The sequence below is a fragment of the Paenibacillus sp. FSL K6-1122 genome (genome assembly GCF_037977015.1).
Classification (GTDB): Bacteria; Bacillota; Bacilli; order Paenibacillales; family Paenibacillaceae; genus Paenibacillus; species Paenibacillus amylolyticus.
Genome location: NZ_CP150272.1, coordinates 1572147 through 1594667, shown reverse-complemented (window position 1 = coordinate 1594667; position 22521 = coordinate 1572147). Strand labels below are relative to the sequence as shown.

General features: G+C 47.1%; 21 protein-coding genes and 2 other annotated features. Of the genes, 3 read left to right on the top strand and 18 right to left on the bottom strand.

Features of this window, described 5'->3' with window-relative positions; all coding sequences use genetic code 11:
* Positions 1-5: 5 nt before the first annotated feature.
* A complete protein-coding gene (locus NSQ20_RS06970) occupies positions 6-860 on the bottom strand; it encodes an AraC family transcriptional regulator (protein ID WP_235431527.1) in 855 nt (284 codons plus the stop codon).
* 105 nt (positions 861-965) lie between these two features.
* Here NSQ20_RS06970 and NSQ20_RS06965 point away from each other — a divergent pair, with 105 nt between their 5' ends.
* Positions 966-4085: a glycoside hydrolase family 2 TIM barrel-domain containing protein gene (locus NSQ20_RS06965; RefSeq protein ID WP_340032165.1), complete on the top strand. Its 3120-nt coding sequence runs from the start codon at positions 966-968 to the stop codon at positions 4083-4085.
* A 151-nt stretch (positions 4086-4236) separates the two neighbouring features.
* Positions 4237-4923, top strand: coding sequence for a hypothetical protein (locus tag NSQ20_RS06960; protein WP_340032164.1), 687 nt, complete (start codon positions 4237-4239; stop codon positions 4921-4923).
* Between the two features lie 118 nt (positions 4924-5041).
* Here NSQ20_RS06960 and NSQ20_RS06955 read toward each other — a convergent pair whose 3' ends face one another.
* The 11 genes from NSQ20_RS06955 to NSQ20_RS06905 all read right to left on the bottom strand — a co-directional run bounded on the left by NSQ20_RS06955 (position 5042) and on the right by NSQ20_RS06905 (position 13324).
* A complete protein-coding gene (locus NSQ20_RS06955) occupies positions 5042-5389 on the bottom strand; it encodes a hypothetical protein (RefSeq protein WP_340032163.1) in 348 nt (115 codons plus the stop codon).
* Positions 5390-5665: 276 nt separating this feature from the next.
* Positions 5666-6718 (bottom strand): NAD(P)/FAD-dependent oxidoreductase, encoded by a 1053-nt coding sequence (locus NSQ20_RS06950; protein ID WP_340032162.1) that lies wholly within the window; start codon positions 6716-6718, stop codon positions 5666-5668.
* Positions 6719-6937: 219 nt separating this feature from the next.
* Positions 6938-7174: a hypothetical protein gene (locus NSQ20_RS06945; RefSeq protein ID WP_315371343.1), complete on the bottom strand. Its 237-nt coding sequence runs from the start codon at positions 7172-7174 to the stop codon at positions 6938-6940.
* A gap of 122 nt (positions 7175-7296) precedes the next feature.
* Complete coding sequence (locus NSQ20_RS06940) at positions 7297-7737, bottom strand: hypothetical protein (protein WP_340032159.1); 441 nt, start codon at positions 7735-7737, stop codon at positions 7297-7299.
* Between the two features lie 199 nt (positions 7738-7936).
* Positions 7937-9571, bottom strand: a complete 1635-nt coding sequence (gene groL, locus NSQ20_RS06935; protein WP_017690076.1) for a chaperonin GroEL — start codon at positions 9569-9571, stop codon at positions 7937-7939.
* 73 nt (positions 9572-9644) lie between these two features.
* Positions 9645-9926, bottom strand: coding sequence for a co-chaperone GroES (groES, locus tag NSQ20_RS06930; protein WP_017690077.1), 282 nt, complete (start codon positions 9924-9926; stop codon positions 9645-9647).
* A 399-nt stretch (positions 9927-10325) separates the two neighbouring features.
* A complete protein-coding gene (gene tatC / locus NSQ20_RS06925) occupies positions 10326-11108 on the bottom strand; it encodes a twin-arginine translocase subunit TatC (protein ID WP_017690078.1) in 783 nt (260 codons plus the stop codon).
* Between the two features lie 78 nt (positions 11109-11186).
* On the bottom strand, positions 11187-11435 hold the full coding sequence (tatA, locus tag NSQ20_RS06920) for a twin-arginine translocase TatA/TatE family subunit (protein WP_036611264.1): 249 nt from the start codon (positions 11433-11435) through the stop codon (positions 11187-11189).
* 208 nt (positions 11436-11643) lie between these two features.
* A complete protein-coding gene (locus tag NSQ20_RS06915) occupies positions 11644-12129 on the bottom strand; it encodes a MogA/MoaB family molybdenum cofactor biosynthesis protein (protein ID WP_017690080.1) in 486 nt (161 codons plus the stop codon).
* A gap of 37 nt (positions 12130-12166) precedes the next feature.
* Positions 12167-12670 (bottom strand): cyclic pyranopterin monophosphate synthase MoaC, encoded by a 504-nt coding sequence (gene moaC, locus NSQ20_RS06910; RefSeq protein WP_223869015.1) that lies wholly within the window; start codon positions 12668-12670, stop codon positions 12167-12169.
* A 15-nt stretch (positions 12671-12685) separates the two neighbouring features.
* Positions 12686-13324: a 5-formyltetrahydrofolate cyclo-ligase gene (locus NSQ20_RS06905; RefSeq protein ID WP_340032158.1), complete on the bottom strand. Its 639-nt coding sequence runs from the start codon at positions 13322-13324 to the stop codon at positions 12686-12688.
* A 279-nt stretch (positions 13325-13603) separates the two neighbouring features.
* Between NSQ20_RS06905 and NSQ20_RS06900 the strand changes: the two genes are divergently transcribed.
* On the top strand, positions 13604-15562 hold the full coding sequence (locus tag NSQ20_RS06900; protein ID WP_340032157.1) for an ABC-F family ATP-binding cassette domain-containing protein: 1959 nt from the start codon (positions 13604-13606) through the stop codon (positions 15560-15562).
* Between the two features lie 650 nt (positions 15563-16212).
* Here NSQ20_RS06900 and NSQ20_RS06895 read toward each other — a convergent pair.
* From NSQ20_RS06895 to NSQ20_RS06870, 6 genes are all read right to left on the bottom strand, one after another.
* A complete protein-coding gene (locus NSQ20_RS06895) occupies positions 16213-17772 on the bottom strand; it encodes a 2-isopropylmalate synthase (protein WP_091033768.1) in 1560 nt (519 codons plus the stop codon).
* 334 nt (positions 17773-18106) lie between these two features.
* Positions 18107-18442, bottom strand: a binding site (T-box leader).
* A gap of 66 nt (positions 18443-18508) precedes the next feature.
* Positions 18509-18867: a binding site (T-box leader), on the bottom strand.
* Between the two features lie 284 nt (positions 18868-19151).
* Entirely contained in the window at positions 19152-20207 is a 1056-nt protein-coding gene (gene tsaD / locus NSQ20_RS06890; RefSeq protein ID WP_340032156.1) for a tRNA (adenosine(37)-N6)-threonylcarbamoyltransferase complex transferase subunit TsaD, read from the bottom strand.
* Positions 20204-20725: a ribosomal protein S18-alanine N-acetyltransferase gene (gene rimI, locus NSQ20_RS06885; RefSeq protein ID WP_036611273.1), complete on the bottom strand. Its 522-nt coding sequence runs from the start codon at positions 20723-20725 to the stop codon at positions 20204-20206. The genes tsaD and rimI overlap by 4 nt, the downstream gene beginning before the upstream one ends.
* Before the next feature lie 17 nt (positions 20726-20742).
* Positions 20743-21591 carry a tRNA (adenosine(37)-N6)-threonylcarbamoyltransferase complex dimerization subunit type 1 TsaB gene (tsaB, locus tag NSQ20_RS06880; RefSeq protein ID WP_036669213.1) on the bottom strand — a complete coding sequence of 283 codons (849 nt, stop codon included), beginning with the start codon at positions 21589-21591 and terminating at the stop codon, positions 20743-20745.
* Between the two features lie 2 nt (positions 21592-21593).
* Positions 21594-22076, bottom strand: a complete 483-nt coding sequence (gene tsaE / locus NSQ20_RS06875) for a tRNA (adenosine(37)-N6)-threonylcarbamoyltransferase complex ATPase subunit type 1 TsaE (protein WP_036668953.1) — start codon at positions 22074-22076, stop codon at positions 21594-21596.
* Positions 22077-22343: 267 nt separating this feature from the next.
* Entirely contained in the window at positions 22344-22520 is a 177-nt protein-coding gene (locus NSQ20_RS06870) for an H-type small acid-soluble spore protein (protein ID WP_026081228.1), read from the bottom strand.
* Position 22521 lies beyond the last annotated feature (1 nt).

The window sequence follows — 22521 nt, the reverse complement described above, 5'->3', positions numbered from 1 at the left end:
CTCCATCAATTCAGTCCGTGCAGTTTGCGAAAACGCTCTGGACTCATGCCTGTATGCCTTTTGAACATCGCACAGAAATAACTGGCATTCTCGTAACCCACCCGATCAGCCACTTCATATATTCGAAGCTCTCTCTCACTGAACATGAGTTGTTTGCTCCGATTGATCCGTTCTTGGTTCACGTAAAATACAGGTCTGGTGTGGAGTGCCCTCTGAAACAGCCTGCACAAATATTGGGGAGATACCACAGCCACATCGGCCAGTTCCTTCAGCGACAGTGAACGATCCAGATGCTCTGCGATATAACGCAGCACAGGCTTCAAGCGCTCCAGTTCATCATTATAATTGGCGGATGCGATGAGCAGTGGCTTCAGATCCAGCAGCAGGGCATATAATTGTTTGGAGCATTCCACGTCGTAATCTGCGTAATCCGTATCACCGCCATTCTCTCCTCTAACCAGAAGTTGCTCCAGGCCACGTAGCAGCGTTGCTGTCCTGAGTCTGCATACGCGTGAACCGGTTATCCCCGCATAAGATAATAACTGGCTAGCCTCTCTCCCCTGAAACGAGACCCAAGCCAGTTCCCAACGGTCACTGATGGGCATATATCGATGCGGAACATCGGGATACAGAAAGAAAACGTCACCCGGTCCGACGATATACTCGTCCTCTTGTATAATCAGTCTCCCCTGACCATGAATAATCTGGTGGATCTGATAATCCGGGAATCCCTCTGGACGCTCAGTTTCATATTGGTGTTCCCAGTAACCAACCGTGGTCATATAGATCGGCAGGCGAGCAGCTTCTTCTGTTTTACCAAAAAAAATCCGGGTATCCATCCAGTACACCACTTTCTTCATCGTTAGTTTCATATTGTGATATATATGGGCAATATTCTTTATTCTCTAAGTATCAATTCAATTCTATAATGACAATATTATAACATTTCAGAAGGAGTTGCTGTTATGCGAAAGAAACTGGTACACACCCCTCCGGCAAATGGATACCCGGAATGGAACAATAATCCCGAGACTTTTCAAGTAAACCGTCTACCCGCACATGCTTCTATGGTAGCGTTTCCATCTATAACAGAAGCATTGTCCAATGATTCCAGCGCATCGCCATGGTACGAATCACTGAATGGTCAGTGGAAGTTTGCCTTTGCGGAGACACCGGAGCAACGGATTACATCCTTTTATGAGAACAACTATGATGCCAGTGACTGGGACGAGATCGCCGTTCCTTCCAACTGGCAGCTGCAAGGTTACGATTATCCCCACTATACAAATATGACGTACCCGTGGGTCGAGCGTGAGCCTGAATTGAAGCCACCATTTGCACCAACAACCTATAATCCGGTGGGTTCGTACATCCGCACGTTTACGGTTCCTACTGACTGGAAAGACCGGCCTGTCCTGCTGCACTTCGAGGGCGTTGAATCTGCCTTTTATGTATGGGTGAACGGGGAGCTGGTCGGTTATAGCGAAGATACGTTCACGCCCGCAGAATTTGATATCACTCCATATCTGACCGAAGGTGAGAACAAGCTGGCTGTGGAGGTATACCGTTGGTGTGATGCGAGCTGGCTGGAGAATCAGGATTTCTGGCGGTTAAGCGGCATCTTCCGTGGTGTATACCTGCATTCACCTTCACCGGTTCAGATCGCCGATTTCTTTGTTCGTACTGAACTGGATGACGCGTATCAGGATGCGGAGCTACTGCTGGATTTGAAATTAATTAATCATAATGCCGCGCAGACCCCTGCCGAATTGTCCGTTCAGGCGCAGCTCTATGATGCACAACAGCAGACAGTGCTGAAGCAACCACTTACTGCAGCCGTTACTTTCCAGGGCGAGGATGAACTTTCATTCCAGTTGTCAGCAGAGGTTATGAAGCCGCTACTATGGAGCGCTGAGTCCCCTAACCTGTATACACTTGTGCTGTCCATTCAGGACGAATCAGGCGAAACACTGGAAGCAGTCCGTAGCCGGATCGGATTCCGTAAGTTTGAACTGAAGGACGGCCTGATGCAAATCAATGGCAAACGCATTGTATTTAAAGGCGTCAATCGTCATGAATTTTCCCCGGATAAGGGTCGAGCCATTGGACGGGAAGACATGATCCGTGACATCGAGTTGATGAAGTCCTATAACGTTAACGCGGTGCGTACATCCCATTATCCGAATCAGTCACTCTGGTACGAACTGTGTGATGAATATGGCCTCTATGTCATTGACGAAACGAACTTGGAAACTCACGGTACCTGGGAATATGGGCAAAAGGAAATGAATGAAAACAACATTCCCGCGAGCAAGCCGGAATGGCGTAACAACGTAATAGATCGCTGTAACTCGATGTTCCAGCGGGACAAAAACCATGCGTCCGTGATTATATGGTCTCTGGGTAATGAATCCTTCGGCGGCGATAACTTCATCGCCATGTACGATTATCTGAAACAAGTCGATCCAACTCGTCTCGTTCATTATGAAGGTACCTTCCATTATCGCCCTTCTGATTCGGCAAGCGATATTGAATCGACAATGTATATCAGCCCACAAGATGTGGAGCAATACGCGCGCATGAAGGGTCCGAAGAAACCCTATATTATCTGCGAATACAGCCATGCCATGGGTAACTCTTGTGGAGGTCTGCATCTGTATTGGGAGTTGTTCGATAAATATGATGTGTTGCAGGGTGCATTCATCTGGGACTGGGTCGATCAGTCCATTCGTACCACTACGGCAGACGGTGTAGAATATTTTGCTTATGGCGGCGATTTCGGTGAATCCCCTCATGATGGAAATTTCTGCGGGAACGGACTCATTCTGGCCGATAAGACAGTTACACCGAAGCTGGAAGAAGTGAAGAAATGTTATCAGAACGTTCGTATGGAAACCGTTGATGTCAAAGACGGCCTGCTTCGTATCAAAAACCAGTTCCTGTTCACGGATCTGAGCGAATATTCGCTCGTATGGACAGTAACTCACGATGGCAAGTCTGTAGAGAACGGCACACTGGATATCGCGGTACCTCCTGGCGAATCGGTTGAAGTCCGAATCCCGTACACTCCATCGTCCGATCTGTTCCAGGAAGCGGTGCTGACTGTATCTCTGGTTACAAAAATCGCAACCAAATGGGCAGGAGTAGGTCATGAGATTGCCTGGGATCAGTTCGTGGTATCTCCGCGATTGCGTCCAATCCAACAGGTACACCAAGGGCAAGGCAATACACCGCAGGTAAAAGAGCTGCAAGATGAATTGAAAGTGACTACAGGCCAAGTCACGTTGAGCTTCAATCCAGCTACTGGCGCGTTAACGTCCTATCAGATCAACAATCAGGAGCAATTGCTCGCACCTGTCCGGCCGAATTTCTGGAGAGCCATGACAGACAACGATATGGGGAACCGCCTGAATGATCGTTCTGCGTTCTGGAGAAATGCTCACGCTACCAGCAGATTAATTCGCTTCGAGCACCATGCAGACGAGCAAGGTATTCTCGTAACGACCGATTATACGTGGGATCAACATCCGGGATGTACGCTGTCCATCACATACCGAATTGATGCGGATGGTGTATTGGAAATCAGTCAAAACCTTATTCCAGGCATAGGCTTACCTGATCTACCGGAATTCGGTATGCTGTTGCAACTGAATAACCGCTTGGATACAATCTCTTGGTACGGCAGAGGCCCGCATGACAACTACGCAGACCGTCTGACCAGTGCACGTCTCGGTTATTACACAGGTGCGGTTCGAGATCAATTTGTTCCATATCTGAAACCACAAGAGTGTGGTAACAAAACGGATGTACGCTTTGCTGAAGTTACGTCAGCGGATGGTCAGCTTGGCCTTCATGTTGAAGCCACCATACCATTTGAAATCAATGCGTTGCCGTGGACACCGGAGGAACTGGAAGCAAACGACCATGTGTACAAATTACCTCAGAGCACACAGACTATCGCACGCATCAATTACAAACAAATGGGTGTTGGCGGAGATGACAGCTGGGGCGCACGTACCCATCCTGAATACACTTTGCCAGCCAACCGCGCGTATCACTTCACCTTTACGGTAAAACCTGTATAACATCAAGCAAGCACTGCTGGCAGCATGCCGGCAGTGCTTTTTTTGTTGGGGCAGTGAATAGTGGGAGTTTGAACTTTGTCATGGGAACATTATAATGAATGAGGTGCAAGAAAGATTCGTACCAGCTATTACTCTATTACGAGGTGAGACTTTGCAATATTTGTTTACCACTCTCTTCATTCTTGGATTTATCGCTTTTTTGGGATTTGTTGTTGGGATGATCTTATCTATTCGCAAAGGTGATAGGTTGCCGATCAGATATATTTTTCTAACGACAGCCTATTTTGCGATTGCTTCAATAGGTTTGTATGGGATGCTGAATTTATCTTCGAACTCTACTCAGTCTGAAATAGATCAGACCCCTTCATCCCAGATTAAACTTTCTGGCCTCCACATGACTACCGATGAATTTAAAAACAAGTTTAATGGCGCCGTAGGAAAATACCGACTGAATGGTTTGAGTATTACCCGCTTGAATATACAAGACTCTTCCGAGCAGGGCACTGACACTTTCGAGTATGTACTCAATGACGAGTTGCGTTTGGTTGGTTCAGTGAATACAGATGAGAGCATACAGGAAGTCAGGTTGTACGGAACTGGTGATACGCGTAAACCAACAGGTGGAATTTTCTTGACTGCTATCGCCACACTCATTCTCACAACCAATAGTGATTACACGTATAACGATGCACAAGATGTCATCCAGGATATCGGTCTATTGGATCGTGATGTGAATCAGTCTGATTTTGATGGAGCGACTATTCGCAACGGATTGGAATATCGCTTCAGCGTACAGGATTCTGATCACTCTACTTTTGAAATAACTGTTGCGAAATAAGATACGATTGTGCAAAAAGGCCGCTCCATGAAGGAACGGCCTTTCGTGTAAAATGTACTATTGAAATGATTCAGTAATTGCCACCAAACCAATGATGAACACCTCCCGCATGTGAGAGTTACTCAAAAGTTACAGTCTCGCTTTGATTGTTCCAACTCATTTTAAAGGTAATCGGGTCTTTCGTTTTCTCCGCCTCAGTAGCCGTTCCCGACATACTGAACGGTACCCCTTGCTCCTCAAGCGCCTTCCCCTGTTGTTTTATATTATTGCCGGTAAGGTCAAACACAAAATCCTTTATGCGCTTTTCATCACCTATATAAGTAATACTATAGCTCCCTGTTGATCTCTGTAGAGAAACATCCCAGTTATCGCTCTTTCCGTGTAACCTATCATCCGCACCACAAGCTGACAAAATAGATACAATTAATATAGTACAAAGAATCAATGGCAATTTAAATAATTTCATAAAATCCCTCCTTTTAGGAATATACCCAAAAATGTGAGTTGTGATATTTGCTAATCATTCCTGATATCTAATCTATATAAGTTGAACTAAAGTTATTTACACAGACACTACGATGACAGAATAACCTTCCAATCGCTGTTATCCCCAGATTTTTTTGATTCCTTTTCCGAAGGGGAAAATCCGGGGATAAAGGCGAACGCTTTGCTTTTTCAGGTTTTTTCTGTCCTCTCCGTTATCGTGTAAATGATTAGTTCAATTTATATAGTTTAATGCGTCTTACCTTTGTATCACATGATTAACGATTTTCTGAGCATCATATTTAACCCATCCCAACAGTCCTGAACCCCGTGATGTTTGCCAAGGTAGCCCTACAAAGTACAGTCCAGCAACCGGTGATACGCCTCTCTCGTGTATAATTACACCTTGGGCATCAAAAACAGTATTGATATCGATCCAACTATCATTTCGCTTAAACCCAGTCGCCCAGATAATATTGTCTATTTGTGTCTCACTACCATCCTCATATAGGATGCGGTCATCTATTGCATCAATGGCACGTGGGCGCAGGTTAACTTTTCCCTGGGTCATCAATTCTTTTAACTCATAGCCATATACGTACTCAGGCTGATTTCTCAACCATTTTCCAACCATACGATCTGCACTTGCACGTAATATTCCGAGCTTTTCAAAATACCAGAATATACTTCGTCTCATAATATGCAAAGGCCTAAAGGTAATATTTCGAGCTATGGATATGTATACGGTTTGCTTATCATCTGATGTCAACTCTACGGCGATTTGGGCACCTGAATTCCCTCCGCCTACAACTACTGTTGTTCCAGGAAGCAATTGAGAGATATTTTTATATTCTGATGAGTGAAGCTGAATCACATGCTCGGATAATGCTTTCGCAAAATGAGGAACATTTTTGGTCTGGAAAGGCCCCGTGGCAACGATAATATTGCGCGCTTCAATCGTTCCATCATTGGTTTCAGCATAGTACACCTCATCTTGCTTCGAGAGACGGGAGATTTTACAGTTTAACTTTATTGGAAGCTCCATTTGTTTAGCATAGTTTTCAAAATAATCTGCAATTTCATCTTTGCTTGGCAGGCTATTTTCATTTCCACTAAGCGGCATTCCCGGTAACCCATCATACATTCGTGGGGTAAAAAGACGCAAGGAATCGTACCGTTTACGCCAAGATTCCCCGATAGATGAGGCAGCATCAACGATTAAAAAGGTTAACCCCGACTGTTGAAGATAGTAACCTGCTGCCAAGCCTGCTTGCCCAGCTCCGATAACCAATACATCGTACATATGTATCATCCCCAATATCGTTTTATGTATTAATATATGAGCACTTGTTCATATGTTTATTTTACTTAACAACTATCTGTTTAGCAATAGAAGAAAACATCACTACTTCCTTTTACAAGATCAGCCATTAAAAAGACTCCCTCACGGGAGCCTTTTAATCATTTCAGTGCAAGTTTCTTATAACTTCTCATGTATGCTACGTGCAAAGTATGATAGGTTGGTTGAATTCTACCTGGTATATCTATCGATGTCATCGTTCGCAGACTGATGCTCTCTTCTATGGTAATCTTCATGCTGACGAACGTCGTTCTTTAATTTCACTAAGAAACCCCACCCCATAAAGGCAAGTATAAGCACAGTAATCAGTGCATAAGCAAAGCTATATAGATTCATAAAAAAGTTGATAAATATTGCAGCGAGCATCAAGCCCAGTATCCATAATGTCCACTTTGTACCCTTTCTCAAATCATTTCCTCCTCAAGTCGTTACTGATAATCTCTCTATGTATCACAGTACATACGAAACCATAGGAACGAGGTTTCAATCACAGGGCTTCAAATCTACATTTAGAGCGAATTACCGAATCTTTAATTAACATCAGTTCCAAGAGAAACATCCAATATGCCCGACATCCCTTGCGCAGAAGAGGTACTTACATAATACGAGCCCGTCGACAATGCTTTGTCACTATAATATGTATGCTCTTTCCCATCTGCTGGAACACTGCCAGACGTTATCGCGGTTCCACTAGTAGATCCTTCATTGATCGTAAACGTGAAGTGTTTCGAACCCGTGTTTTTAAAACTCACTTTCACATAACTAAACCCTGTTGGAATATCAAACTGATGCGTATTTGTAGTGCCTGCGAAATCCTCATTATTAATTACTGTGAATGTAGTTAATGGAGTATCACTAGCTTCATTTAATTTTACAAATTTTCGTTCGGAATCAGAAGTGAAATTATAGTTTAAGATGATAACAGCAGCAGACACTAAACCTGCCACTATCATTTTTCTAATATGTTTCATGATATATGCCCTCCAGATCTCTTGATACTAACTTTGATTATACAAATACTCAACAACACAAAAACCACTCCTTAATTAAGAAGTGGTTTTTGTATTATTTGTAATTTGTAACGGTGACTGCTTCACAAATTCTTGTCACATCGTAACGAGAATTCACTCTGCCAGGCACATGATGCTTTAAAGGTTTTTAACACCTTTATTACATCATGCCGCCCATTCCACCCATACCGCCCATGTCAGGCATTCCACCACCAGCACCTGCTGGTTCTGGTTTGTCAGCGATAACTGCTTCAGTAGTCAAGAACATTGCTGCTACGGAAGCCGCGTTTTGCAATGCATAACGAGTTACTTTCGCAGGGTCAACGATACCAGCTTCGATCATGTTAACCCACTCGCCAGTTGCAGCGTTGAAGCCTACGCCAGTTTGTTCTTTTTTCAGACGTTCCACGATTACGGAACCTTCTTCGCCAGCGTTAGCTGCGATTGTACGGATTGGTGCTTCCAGAGCACGCAGGACGATGTTTACGCCTGTTTGCTCGTCACCGGACAGAGCTACAGCCGCAACCGCGCTATATACGTTCATGAGCGCTGTACCACCACCGGATACGATACCTTCTTCAACCGCAGCGCGAGTTGCGTTCAGGGCATCTTCGATGCGAAGTTTGCGTTCTTTCAATTCTGTTTCAGTAGCCGCACCAACTTTGATTACTGCTACACCGCCGGACAATTTAGCCAGACGCTCTTGCAGTTTCTCTTTGTCGAACTCGGAAGTTGTTTCTTCCAATTGTGTACGGATTTGGCTAACACGTGCATCGATATCGGATTTGTTACCAGCACCGTCAACGATGATTGTGTTTTCTTTAGTTACGCGGATTTGACGAGCTGTACCCAGTTGTTCCACAACAGCGGATTTCAGGTCCAGACCCAGTTCTTCCGTGATCAATTGGCCACCAGTGAGGGCAGCGATGTCTTGCAGCATGGCTTTACGACGGTCACCGAATCCTGGAGCTTTAACAGCTACAGCATTGAATGTACCACGCAATTTGTTCACAACCAGCATAGCCAGTGCTTCGCCTTCGATATCTTCAGCGATCAATACCAGCGGTTTGCCTTGTTGAACGATTTTCTCAAGCAATGGCAAGATGTCTTGCGTGCTGGAGATTTTTTTGTCTGTGATCAAGATGTACGGATTGTCCAAAACAGCTTCCATTTTGTCCGTATCAGTGATCATGTAAGGAGAGATGTATCCACGGTCGAATTGCATACCTTCAACCACTTCAAGCTCTGTAGCGAATCCTTTGGATTCTTCTACAGTGATAACGCCATCTTTACCCACTTTTTCCATAGCTTCAGCGATCAGTTCGCCTACTTCTTCGTCAGCTGCAGAGATTGCTGCAACTTGTGCGATGGATTGTTTGGAATCAATTGGTTTGGAGATGGATTGCAATTCAGCAACCGCAGCTTTAACCGCTTTGTCGATCCCTTTACGGATACCGATTGGGCTAGCGCCTGCAGTTACGTTTTTCAGACCTTCTGTGATCAGCGCTTGCGCCAATACAGTTGCTGTTGTAGTACCGTCACCGGCAACATCGTTGGTTTTTGTTGCTACTTCTTTAACCAGTTGTGCACCCATGTTCTCGAATGCATCTTCCAGTTCGATTTCTTTAGCAATGGTTACACCATCGTTAGTGATGAGCGGGCTTCCGAATTTTTTCTCCAGAACCACGTTGCGGCCTTTAGGACCGAGTGTTACTTTTACTGCATTAGCCAATGCGTCCACACCACGAAGCATGGAGCGACGAGCGTCTTCACTGAATTTAATGTCTTTAGCCATGTTAAGAAAACCTCCCTAGTTTTTGTTGGAAAATGGTCGTGCTATATGGTTCGGTTATCCGATTAAATTTGAATTAGTCGAGAATCGCGTGAATATCGCTTTCTTTCATAATCAAATATTCTTTACCTTCGAATTTGATTTCTGTACCGGCATATTTGGAGAAAATAACGCGATCTCCTTCTTTCACTTCCAGAGCTACACGTACGCCGTCTTTCAATACTCCAGCACCAACTGCAATGATTCTACCCTCTTGCGGTTTTTCTTTGGCGGAGTCCGGGAGTACGATCCCGAAAGAAGTTGTTTGTTCTTGCTCCAGTGGTTCTACCAATACGCGTTCACCTAAAGGTCTGATCATGAAAAATAGCCTCCTTTTGAAATTATATAACGTTACATTGTAGGTTGTAGCCATATGTATTAGCACTCGACAGTGTTCAGTGCTAACAACCAACTTTATGATACTCAACTTGAAGCATGATTTCAAGTCCTTTTGACGAATTCCTGCGAGAATTTACGTTGAATTTACACAAACATAGCCAAATTACACCCGCTGTGCCTGGTTCTATGTTGCAATTCACTAATCTTATTCTACGAAATTGTTTAACCCTTCTGCAACGTTAACAGACAGTCCCTTCCCCATTGTATCCATTGTTGGACATAATATGCCTGCTTGTCCTGTCGTGTTGTCGGCAGTCTACAGAAATAGCCCGGATAAGAACATACCGTCTTTTCCGGGCACATTACAGCTTATCCTCATTCAGCCCGCATGTTTCTTATCCTCGGCACGAACGTAGCGGGATTCGATCTCTTCATCGGCTGCAAGCTGCTTGCGATATACGATTGCGGATAATAACACACTGATCTCATATAACAAGAGCAAGGGAATCATCACCAGAAGGTCGGAAATAAAGTCTGGAGGTGTAATGACCACTGCAATGAAGATCAGAACAAAATAAGAGACTCTGCGCATCTTGCGAAGACGAATTGGATTCAGAATCCGCAGTCCTGTCAGAAACATAATAAGTAAAGGAAGTTCAAATAACAGGGACACAGGCAACACAATGCCAAACAGGAAGCTGAAATACTGTTTCATCCCGTAGGTCTCCACAAGCCCCATCTTCTCCGTAATCGCTGTTGTGAAGGCGAGTGCCATGGGAAAAATAACATAATACGAGAAAGCCATACCTGTCAGAAATAAAAGAAACACATAGGGCACATACTTCAGCGTTGCTTTTCGCTCGCGCGGCTTTAGCCCTGGACTAACAAACTTCCAGATCTGATACACCGTAAACGGCAGTGTAATAATAAGTGAGAACAACCCTGCAATCTTCATATAGATGCCAATCCCGTCCCAGAACGAGAAGGCATGTAATACAAAACCTTTTGCCGACTCTGCCTTGGTCAAATATTGGTATACCGGGTCCGCCACAAAAAATCCTGCAATCAGTCCCAGCACAAAAATGCTTAGTACATAGATCAGCCGCTTGCGCAGCTCACTCAGATGTTCCGTAATCGACATTTCTTCCATTTGCTGCGTCATGCCTGCCCCCCATTATTGCCAGCTTAAAATACAAAACCCTTCCGGCAGGAAGGGATTTCTCTTTCATTGCCGTCAAGATTATTCCGGCAGGCGTTTATCAGCAGGCTTGTCTGCAGGTGTGCTCTCAGCCGCCAGCGGTTTCGCCTTCTCCTGCTCTTTGCGATTGGACGAGTCATCCTCAGAGATAATCTCGCGAGCGCCCTCTTTGAATTCACGGAAGGTACGCCCAACTGCACGTCCCAGTTCCGGAAGTTTGTTGGGTCCAAACAACAACAATGCAATCACGGCCAGCAAAATAAAACCCGTAGGTCCAATGGAACTTAACATTGATATTCCTCCTCGTCTCAAGCTTCGAAGATGCGCATACTCGGCCAGATGTTCATAGATGTCTCTGCTGCGTTCTTAATTTAAGCCCATCATACCATAGATGTAACCACTTACATAACCCGCAAAATTCACAAATAAGAGATGTCACTAGAACAATCTAACAACGGTCATGGCTAATTGGATATCTTGCCCCAGAGTCCATGCTCGATTATTGCTTGAACTGACCCGTAACCATCAGTAGCGCTTCCGGAAGCTGATCCATAATGGCAGCCAGATGTTCGTGCACACCCTTTGGTGTACCTGGCAGATTAACAATCAGCGTACGTCCACGAATACCACATACCCCACGGAACAGCATTGCAGAACGGTTTTTGCTCATTACACTGTACCGCATAGCCTCTGCCATCCCAGGAACTTCCCGCTCAATTACGCGCCGGGTCGCTTCCGGGGTAATATCACGAATGGCCAGCTCCGTGCCACCGGTAGTCAGCACCAGATCGGCGTGAAAATAATCCGTCATCTCAATCAAAGCCGCAATAATCTCATCGGGTTCATCCGGAACGATACGGTACTCCACGATTTGACCACCCAGCTCTTCTTCCACCAGCTCCCGAATGACTTGTGCACTCGTATCCTCACGTTCCCCGCGGGCTCCTTTGTCACTGGCTGTCAGGATTGCTGTTCTCCACACCATAAAGATCACCCTTCTCCTCTATGAAAATAAATATTGCCTATCGGCTGTAATCACCGTTTTTGCCACCACTCTTGGAATTCAACATGGTTGGACCGATAATCATATCTTTTTGCATGGCCTTGCACATGTCATAGACCGTCAGTGCTGCAGCTGAGGCAGCCGTGAGCGCCTCCATCTCAACACCTGTTTTGCCTTCGGTTTTGACAGTAACTTCAATGTGTAATTCATCCACTCCATTATCATGAAAACGAATATCCACACCCGTCAGTGCCAGCGGATGGCACATCGGAATCCAGTCCGACGTTTTTTTCGCGCCTTGAATCCCGGCAATCTGAGCCACAGCCAGAACATCACCTTTGCCGATTCGGCCCTCCCGAATCGCTTCCAGTGTATCTGGATTCATCGTCACTTTGGTTACAGCCACAGCCGTACGTACGGTAATTTCCTTACCTGAGATATCAACCATCCGGGCCCGCCCCTGTTCATTAAAATGGGTCAGTTTACCACCGGAAGCCTGGCCGTTGTTCACTTCTGAACTCAATCACATCACAACCCTTTATTCGATATGTAATATACCTTCGGTTGTTATCAACAGATCAATCCGCAGATCGAGCAGGTCCATCGGGATCTCCTCTTGTAGCTGACCCGGCAATACCATCGCAGCCATCAATGGTTTCTTGCCCGTCATCACACATGTTGCTGCAAGCGTCTCGGCAAAACGATCATAATAACCGCCACCATAACCAATACGCCCCCCATGAAGATCATAACCAAGCCCCGGTACCAATACGAGATCGATATCAGGCCAATCTTCAGACGTCAGGACTTCACAGGAATCCTTGGGTTCCGGTATCCCCCATATGCCTGGCTCCAGATCCTGTTCTCCAGTCACTCGCCGTAGCTCCATTCGGGGTGGATTCGCCAATACTTTTGGTGCAAACATCACATCTCCATGTTTCCAGCCCTCTTGAAACAGAAAAGCTGTGGATGCTTCGCTTCCATAGGACAAATAACTGAATATAACGAGTGGTCTGTTCATGACCTTACTCTTGGCCTGTCTAAGGCGCTCCAGCTCCCGCTTCACTCCAGCGTTAATCTTAGTCATTGCCTGCTGACGCATGCTTGCATCCATCAGATCACGGCTCTGTCTTAGTCTGGATCGAAGCTGACTTTTCAGTTCCGCATGATCCTGCATATCCTTGAATAACCTCCTGTTGATAGGGAAGGTAGAAAAAAGCTCTCATTAAAAACAATTTATATGTTATGACCAGTTGTCATCTTGTTGAAATGGTTAAAATGATTCATTTTCTGCAAAATCCTCATGTAATAACATGCCTTCTTTCAGTTTATCATTGATTGATCAAAAAGACTACATGCCCCATGCGTTCCCAATCGGTGCAATTGCTCTGTATTTCATGTAAACTGGGATATAGTTGTCATATCAAGAACTGGACCTATGGAGGAACTTAATTTTATGCTGCTGCAAGTATCCGGAATTATCAAACGTTTTGGTGTCGATCCAATCCTGGACGGCGTGAACTTACAAATATTAGAACGCGAGCGCATCGGCCTCGTTGGTGTAAACGGTGCCGGGAAATCCACTTTGCTCAAAATTGTAGCCGGTGAAATGTCCTATGACGGAGGACAGATTTTCAAGTCCAAAGAAACGACGCTCGGTTACCTCGCTCAGAACAGCGGGCTGCAATCCGACCGTAACATCTGGGAAGAAATGATGAACGTCTTCGCTCACCTGACACAGGCTGAAGCTGATTTGCGTCAGATGGAACGTGATATTGCCGACCCTGCCCAGATGGAAGACGAGAAAAAGTATGCTGACCTGCTGGAACGTTATGCGAAACGCTCCGACTGGTTCAAGGACCATGGCGGTTATGAGATGGAAACCCGCATTCGCAGCGTACTGCACGGGATGGGATTCGGCGAATTTTCGCCAGACACTCCCATTGCTACTCTGAGCGGCGGGCAGAAGACACGCCTTGCGCTTGCTCGTATTTTGCTTCAGGCACCTGATCTGCTCATGCTGGACGAGCCTACCAACTATCTCGATATCGCCACCCTTACTTGGTTGGAAGATTATCTGAGAGGTTATTCAGGCGCACTGCTCGTGGTATCCCATGACCGGTACTTCCTTGATCGACTCGTAACAACCATCGTTGAGATCGAACGTCACCGCTCCAAAAAATATACGGGAAATTACAGCCGTTATATGGAGCTCAAAGCTGCCGAATATGAAACTCAGATGAAGCAATATGAGAAACAGCAAGGCGAAATCTCCAAGATGGAAGATTTTGTTCAGAAAAACATTGTACGTGCTTCGACGACCAAACGGGCGCAAAGCCGGCGCAAAGCCCTCGACAAAATGGAGCGGCTTGATAAACCGATGGGAGATTTGAAAAAAGCCCATTTTTCCTTCGAAACCGCCGTTATGTCAGGCAAGGAAGTGCTTCGAGTGGATCAGCTGTCCGTCGCTTATGACGAGGCTTCTCCATTGTTCCGCAACGTATCCTTCGATCTGCGGCGTGGGGAAACGGTTGCTCTGATTGGTCCAAACGGTATTGGTAAATCCACCATGCTGAAGTGTCTTACGGGAAGTTTACGTCCGGTAACCGGGGAGATCCAATGGGGAACAAAAGTGCAGATTGGCTATTATGATCAGGAACAGACTGGGCTCAATCCGTCCAACACGGTTCTGGAAGAACTGTGGAGTGCCTATCCCGGGATGGAAGAAGCACGCATTCGGACTGTACTGGGGAACTTTTTGTTCAGCGGTGACGATGTGCTCAAGAAAATCTCCTCCCTCAGCGGCGGTGAGAAAGCACGTGTCTCTCTCTCCAAGCTGATGCTGAAGGAAGCCAATATGCTCATTCTGGATGAGCCTACGAACCATCTCGACCTGTTTGCCAAAGAAGTGCTGGAAGCGGCATTAATGGATTATGAAGGCACCCTGCTGTTCATCTCCCATGACCGGTATTTTCTCAATAAAATGGCTGAACGCATTGTTGAACTTCATCCAGGCGGCACAGAACAATATCTCGGTAATTACGATGATTATGTGGAGAAAAAACAGGAGCTTGAGGACATCGCACGTGAAGCTGCTGAGGCACGTCAGGCTTCGTCCAAGAACTCGTCCAAATCCGATCTGAACACAGCCACAACCGAAAAATCTGGAGCGGCTTCATTCGAAGCGGAAAAACAGGCGAAGCGTGAAGAGCGCAACCGTCAACGCAAGCAGGAAGCTTTGGAACAACAGATTGCAGAGTTGGAATCGAAGATTACCGAACTTGAGGCACAGATGGCTCTGCCTGAAATCTATCAGGATTATATGAAGCTGCAAGAACTCCAGCAACAATCGGAGGAACACAAAGCAGAACTCACCAAGGCATACGAGGACTGGGAAGAACTAGCCATGGAATAGTACGAATAGTACAGACTCAGACCATGGCTTGATCACTCCAATACAAGTATAGTTGTACCACCGGCTGATTCCTTATTGGGATCAGCTTTTTGTTTGTTGAGGACGAGTATTGAAGCCATGCACCTTATGTTCTGTATGTTCCTTGAGATTGAACTCTAACCTACGAAGGTTAGGAAGCTGTTTTGGCTTTTGTCAAATTTACTCGAATGAAGAGAAATATTTTTATCCCCCTTTTCCTCACACTTATCCACAAGAAAGCAAGATAGCAAGCACATTAATAAGCTTAATTATACAGCGGTAGAATAGCCTTTTACACACAAAAACCATATTTATCCACCAAGTTATCCACTTTATCCACAACTTTGTGGATAGTAAGGAGTCATTCTATCCCCTAAACCCTTTTCCTTTCGAAAACTATACTGGTTTGACTTTGCGGTAGTTACCCACAAATTACACTGGATATGTGGATAACTATAGTCACACCTTGACAAATGCATCATTCCACTCCTCAATGTACCTCCATAATAAGACAAAAGCAGACCTTTGTTGTTCAAGGCCTGCCCGTCATTTATTTACTATATGCCATGCATATTTACATCGAATTGCAATTGCTACTATTGTCGCTGTAGATGCGATCTGGCAAAGATGTTTTACGCATGTGCTTCTTGTTCATGATGTTCGGAAGATTCCGCCTTCAGCCCAGCAGCATTACAAGCCGCTACATAAGCAAGACCGGCAGCCATGACGATATCATTATGTGTTGCCGTCCCCCGGAACTCACGCCCTGCACGCTCCACGGTAACTACAGCTTCTGCACTTGCACCTTCTCCCCCACTCAATGCATGCATCTCCATATCAACAAATGCAATATCATCGGAAATGCTCTGACCAATCGCACGAATGGTCGCATCCACGGGTCCACCGCCAACAGCGGAGTAAGATTGTTCTCCAGCGCTTGTGCGAATACGTACAGCGGCCATTCGATCCGTCATGCTGCCCGCCGTCACCTGCAATTCAACCAGTTCATAGTCCTGTGCAGGAATATTCATGGTCTGGCTAACCATCTGCAATAACTGGTCGTCACTGACCACTTTTTGCTGGTCTGCGGTTTCTTTGAACACCTCATACAATTGCTCCATCTGTTGCTCATCCGGCTCAAAACCATATTTGCGAACCCGATCCTTCAGGGCGTGACGACCGGAGTGTTTGCCCAAAATAATCATGCTGCGCGGAATACCCAGCGCTTCCGGGTCCATAATCTCATAGGTGTTCCGATTCTTCAGCAGACCATCCTGATGGATGCCAGATTCATGCTGGAACGCATTACGTCCCACCACTGGTTTGTTGTACGCAATCGGGAAGTGCATCGCACGGCTAATCTGACGTGAAGTCTCATACAGCTGATTCAGCTTAATGTTCGTCGTTGCACCAATTGCGTCTCCCCGAGTCTCCAGCGCCATAATCAGCTCTTCCAGTGCACAGTTCCCCGTCCGTTCTCCGATACCATTGATGGTCACTTCAATCTGGGTAGCTCCATTGGCAATCGCAGCCAAGCTATTGGCTACGGCCAGGCCCAGATCATTGTGACAGTGAGCACTATAACGAACCTGATCGCCGCCTCTTGCACCCTCACGCACCCGACGGAACATCTCGCCATACTCATGTGGCAGGGCATAACCGACCGTATCCGGCAGATTGATAATGCTCGCTCCAGCTTCAATGGCGACTTCAACCATTTCAATCAAATCGTCCATCTTGGTACGAGCAGCGTCCATGGCTGTGAACTCTACGATGTCCGTGAACTGGCGTGCATAAGATACCATCTCACGAGCGGTAGCCACCACTTCACTGCGCGGACGGCGTAGTTGATGTTCAATATGAATATCCGAAGAAGAGATAAACAGGTGAATTCGGCGACGTGCTGCATCCGCTGTTGCTTGAACTGCTGCATCGATATCACCTTTGACCGCACGCGCGAATCCACAGATCTCCACGTTCTGCAACTGTCTCGAAATCGCCTGAACCGCCGCGAACTCACCTGGACTGGAGATCGGGAATCCAGGCTCAATGACGTCGATACCCAGAGAAGCCAGTTGGTGTGCCAGTTCAATCTTTTGCTCGGGTTGCAGACTTGCTCCTGGTGCCTGTTCTCCATCACGCAGCGTTGTATCAAAAATCTCAATCATGCGTTTGTTATTAGTTGTTGTCATATCCATCAACCTCCATCAAATTTTTATAAATATTTTCGTTACGATCCACGTGCCACAGAACACCCGCTGATCGCCGTCCCTGTTGTTATATGTTTTGTTTGTAAACGCGTATGTTGTTTGTAGCTTAGTCCTTGGTGATCAGTAATACCTGTTGAATGTTTCGTGCCTATACTTGTTGTTCAATGTTCGTTACTCGTTCGTTGTATATCCGCTTACCCTCATGACAGAGTGTACGTCGACTTACACCCTGATCCTCTGACTTTTCAATCCCCATATGGTTCTTCCCATGCCCACCCTGCTGCCGGCAGCAAACACAAATAACCCGCCATCTCATATAAGAGACGGCGGGTTATTATCCCCTCCGCGGTACCACTCTCGCTTGATGGGCCAGGCTTGCGCCGGACTCCATCCACCTCGTCGTCTCCGATCCGCTGGATGTACGTACACGCACGACACCACTGGAATTCGGAGAAACACCCTATAACGGGGGTTAACCGTTGCTGTGTAACACATGTTGTTGTCCATCAGAACAACTGGGCGATTGATATCATCCCAAGCTTCCACAGCTCCGTTCCCGGGCGAGATTCGAATGATTCCAGCCACTGCGTCGCACCACCCCGCAGCTCTCTGAGCGCTTTGTCATTCTACTGCTCCCGTTCATCACATTTATAATATGACCTAACTTCATTCAGCCTTATTTTGAAAATCAAAAAAACCTGCCACCTCATGCAATAATGCAAGAGACGACAGGCTGTTCACCTTCGCGGTACCACTCTTGTTGACTTCCTTCCTGTTCATTCAAGACAACCCCTGAATGCTTTCGCATATCCGGATCACTTAAAGCAGCCTGAAAGCCCCCTCAGTTATCGTCAGTTGATCCTTATAATAACGGTCCTACCGACAACGGCCCATTCACGGAGGCAACCCGTAACCATGTACTTTGGGCCATGATCGGCCTTCGGATTCTCCCAGGGAGTCACCGTGTTCCATCGTTCCGCTTCCAGGTGAGTTTCAGGTTTCCTTCGACTGCGTTGCACCATACCGCAGCTCTCTAAGACCGGGAATGACCTTACTATTCCTGTTCATCGCGTTTATCAGTTCAGGAATCTGAATTCCTGTTTAAATTTGTAACTAAATATACATTCTTTACATCCCTGCTGTCAACTCTTAATCTCAAACTGCCTGTTTATATAAACTATAAGTGCGTGTTCAAAAAGATCGGTTTTCAGTACCGAGAAGATGGGATGAAGCTAGAAATGGAGTAGCGGAGCGTAGTCAAAACTACGTGAGCAACGGACATTTCGGCTGAATCCCATATTCGATGCTGATGATGCCGCTAGGCATCATTCGTAATCAAAAGCGGGCTTTTTGAACAACCTCTATAAGGACTGAACGGACCATTCCTCCAGAGAAAGTCCCGGATCTGCCTTCGCATCAAATTCAGCAATTTCTCCCCGCTGCCATTTCAGATACGCAGCCGCTCCAATCATGGCCGCATTATCTGTACAATACTCCATTGGCGGGATCAACAGTTCAAGCCCTTCCTTCGTGCATCGCTCCTGTAATGCCGAGCGTAACCCCCGGTTAGCTGCAACACCACCGCATAATAACAGTTGACGTGAACCATATTCACGAACTGCTCTAACGGCTTTCTCCACCAACACTTCAACAACAGCTTCCTGGAAACCACGTGCAACCGCAGAAGGCTCCAAGGTTTCTCCGCGCATTTTGGCCTGGTTGAGCACATTCAGTACAGCAGACTTCAGACCACTGAGACTGAAATCGTACGAACCTGCTTCCAGCCATACCCGTGGTAATGGCACTACATCCTCCGCTTCAGATGCCATTCGGTCCACATGCGGGCCACCCGGATAAGGACACCCCAGTGCGCGCGCTACTTTGTCATACGCCTCACCTACAGCATCATCACGTGTACGACCAATTAGTTTGAATTTGCCCTCGGATTCCATATGCACAAGTTCTGTATGTCCACCTGATACGACCAGTGCCATCGCCGGATATTGAAGTTCATGTGTGAGTCGGTTGGCATAGATATGCCCCGCAATATGATGTGTGCCAATGAGCGGTTTGCCCAGAGCCATCGCCAGCGTTTTGGCTGCAACGATTCCTACCAGCAATGCCCCGACCAGTCCAGGACCTTGCGTCACGGCAATTGCACTTAGATCACGTGGACGAATGCCCGACTGTTCGATCGCCTGTTCCAGCATCAACGTAATGACTTCAACGTGTTTCCGTGAAGCCACTTCAGGTACTACTCCACCAAATGCCTTATGCGTCTCAATCTGACTTGAGATCAGATTGGACAGCACTTCCCGTCCATCTTTGACTACTGCTACCGATGTTTCATCACAGCTTGTCTCCACCGCCAAAATGTAGGATGGTGCAGAATTTATTTTTTCATTAATTTCGTTCATGAATCCAGTACGCTTCCTTCCTCTTCGCCGCTCCGGCCTGCAGACGGCAAGTTCGCCCACATAATCATCGCATCTTCCCCATTATCGGAGTAATATCCTTTACGAAGACCCGCCGATTCAAACCCTTTTTTCTGATATAAACGCTGAGCAATGCTGTTCGAGACTCTGACCTCCAACGTCATTCGTTCCATCCCGAGATAAGCCGCTGTGCTCATTAATTCATCCAGTAACTTTTCACCAAGCTTGCGTCCACGGTACGCGCCTCTGACTGCAATATTGGTAATATGGGCTTCATCCATGATTGTCCACATACCTGCATAGCCAATGGCCTTTCCATCTAATTCCATCACCATATATTTAGCAAAATGATTGTGTGTCAATTCATTTTGAAATGCTTCTTCCGTCCAGGGCAGGGTAAAGGCCTCATGTTCAATCTCCATCACATCGGGAATATCCGCGAGTGTCATGAACCTGAACTGAAGCGTTGTTTCCTGCTTATTATTCGCCACATTGTCCATCTGCTTCCCCTCCCCCTTCAGCCTTTGCGCAGCAGATTGGCTTCCGCTTCAGACAACTGGGTGTAGTTCGGCACCAGCGCATGCACGTCATCACGCTGACCTGCAAGCAGCGCGGCGGCGCCAAGGCGCCCAACCCAGCGGCCTTCCAGCTCATAAGGTACGAGCTGGAGCGCCGTTCCTGCGGGGCAGCGAAGCTCCGCCGCTGCCGCAGCATGAGGGCCCGTCTCGCCGACGATCCAGACGGCTACGGGCCGCTCTTCCGGCGCCGCCTCCGCCATGCGGGCGGCGAGGGCTTCCAGCCATCCGTCCATCTTGCGGATGGCATCAGGCGCCAGACGCCGGGGCGCATCGCTCCCGGCGGAGGCAAACAGCGCGGTGCACGCTTGACCGCGCCGTGCATCCACAAGCGGAACGATCCAGTGGACAGGGGCAGCACCTGTGCTGCCCTGGTCCGCGGATGGCGTTCCGCCAGCCCCTGCTGCGGCATCTTCTGCCGCAGCTTCCGCCTTGGTGGCAAGGCCGCTGTGCCAGCCGCCCCAGGCGATGGCCTGAAGGCTGGACACCCCGGCTACGGGGATGTCCCACGCCCAGGCCAGTGTCTTCGCCGCGGTCACCGCAATGCGGATGCCCGTGTACGAGCCTGGGCCAACGCCAACGGCAATGCCGTCAAGTTGCCCAGGCTGTGTGTTGCTGGCGGCCAGCAGCTGCTCCATCACCGGTACGACGTGTACCGAATGGTTACGCTCAGCCCGTTCATTGCGTTCTTCCAGAAGCGCATGATCTTCCATCATCGCAGCTGCCATCACTGCGGTGGATGTATCCAACGCCAAAAACCGCTGACGCGGCTCTTTTTGTAAATCTTCCATCATCATTTGACTCCATTCTGTCTGAACTGTCGGCATATGGCTGCATAAGTCTCGCCGTACCCATCCAGTGTAATCGTTCGATCCTCCAGGCCCGTTGTTTCAATCTGCACATGCAAGTGCTCTTGCGGCAGCAATTCGGGAATTATACTCGACCACTCCACCAGACTGACTCCGGCTCCATAGAAATATTCATCAAGTCCAAGCTCATCCGCTTCTTCCAGCGATATGCGATATACATCCATGTGATATAAAGGCAGACGCCCTTCGTACTCCTTGATTAGCGTGAATGTGGGACTGCTTACCACATCACGTACACCCAAATGCCAGGCAAATTTCTGTGAAAATGCCGTTTTTCCCGCCCCCAGATCACCATCCAAAGCAATCACCATGCCGGCGTTTGCCTGTCTGGCGAGTGCGGAAGCGAGTGCTTCTGTATCTGCAATGCCATGGGATTGATACACCCACTGCTCGTGCGTCTGATTCAATATTCGCCCCACCTTTGGCGGTCCAGCCGCCTGAGTTCACTTTGAACCTTATTATATCGGTCCCTTTCTTCCCCCGCAACATCCAAGGAGGCGAGCGGAAATATAACGTGCATTATTAGACATGTTTCAAAACTCGCTTCCTTCGAAGTTTCAGACACCTATTAGGAAAAACCAAAAAACCGGCACCTCCCGGTACCGGCCGTGTTATACATATATTTCAGCTTTTATTCATTCTCGAATGCCTCAATAACTAAATGCATCTTGTATCTACTCCTCCAAACGATCCACACGAACCGTCTGGGTATTTCCCGGCCTGCTGCCAACCTGAACGGTTGCCATGCCATTGGCTTCATCCACATTCTCGATCCAGACTGGATCTCCCTCCAGCGTAACGGCAATGGTATCCTTCGAATCATAGATCGCTTTGGCGCGCTTTGCATCCATC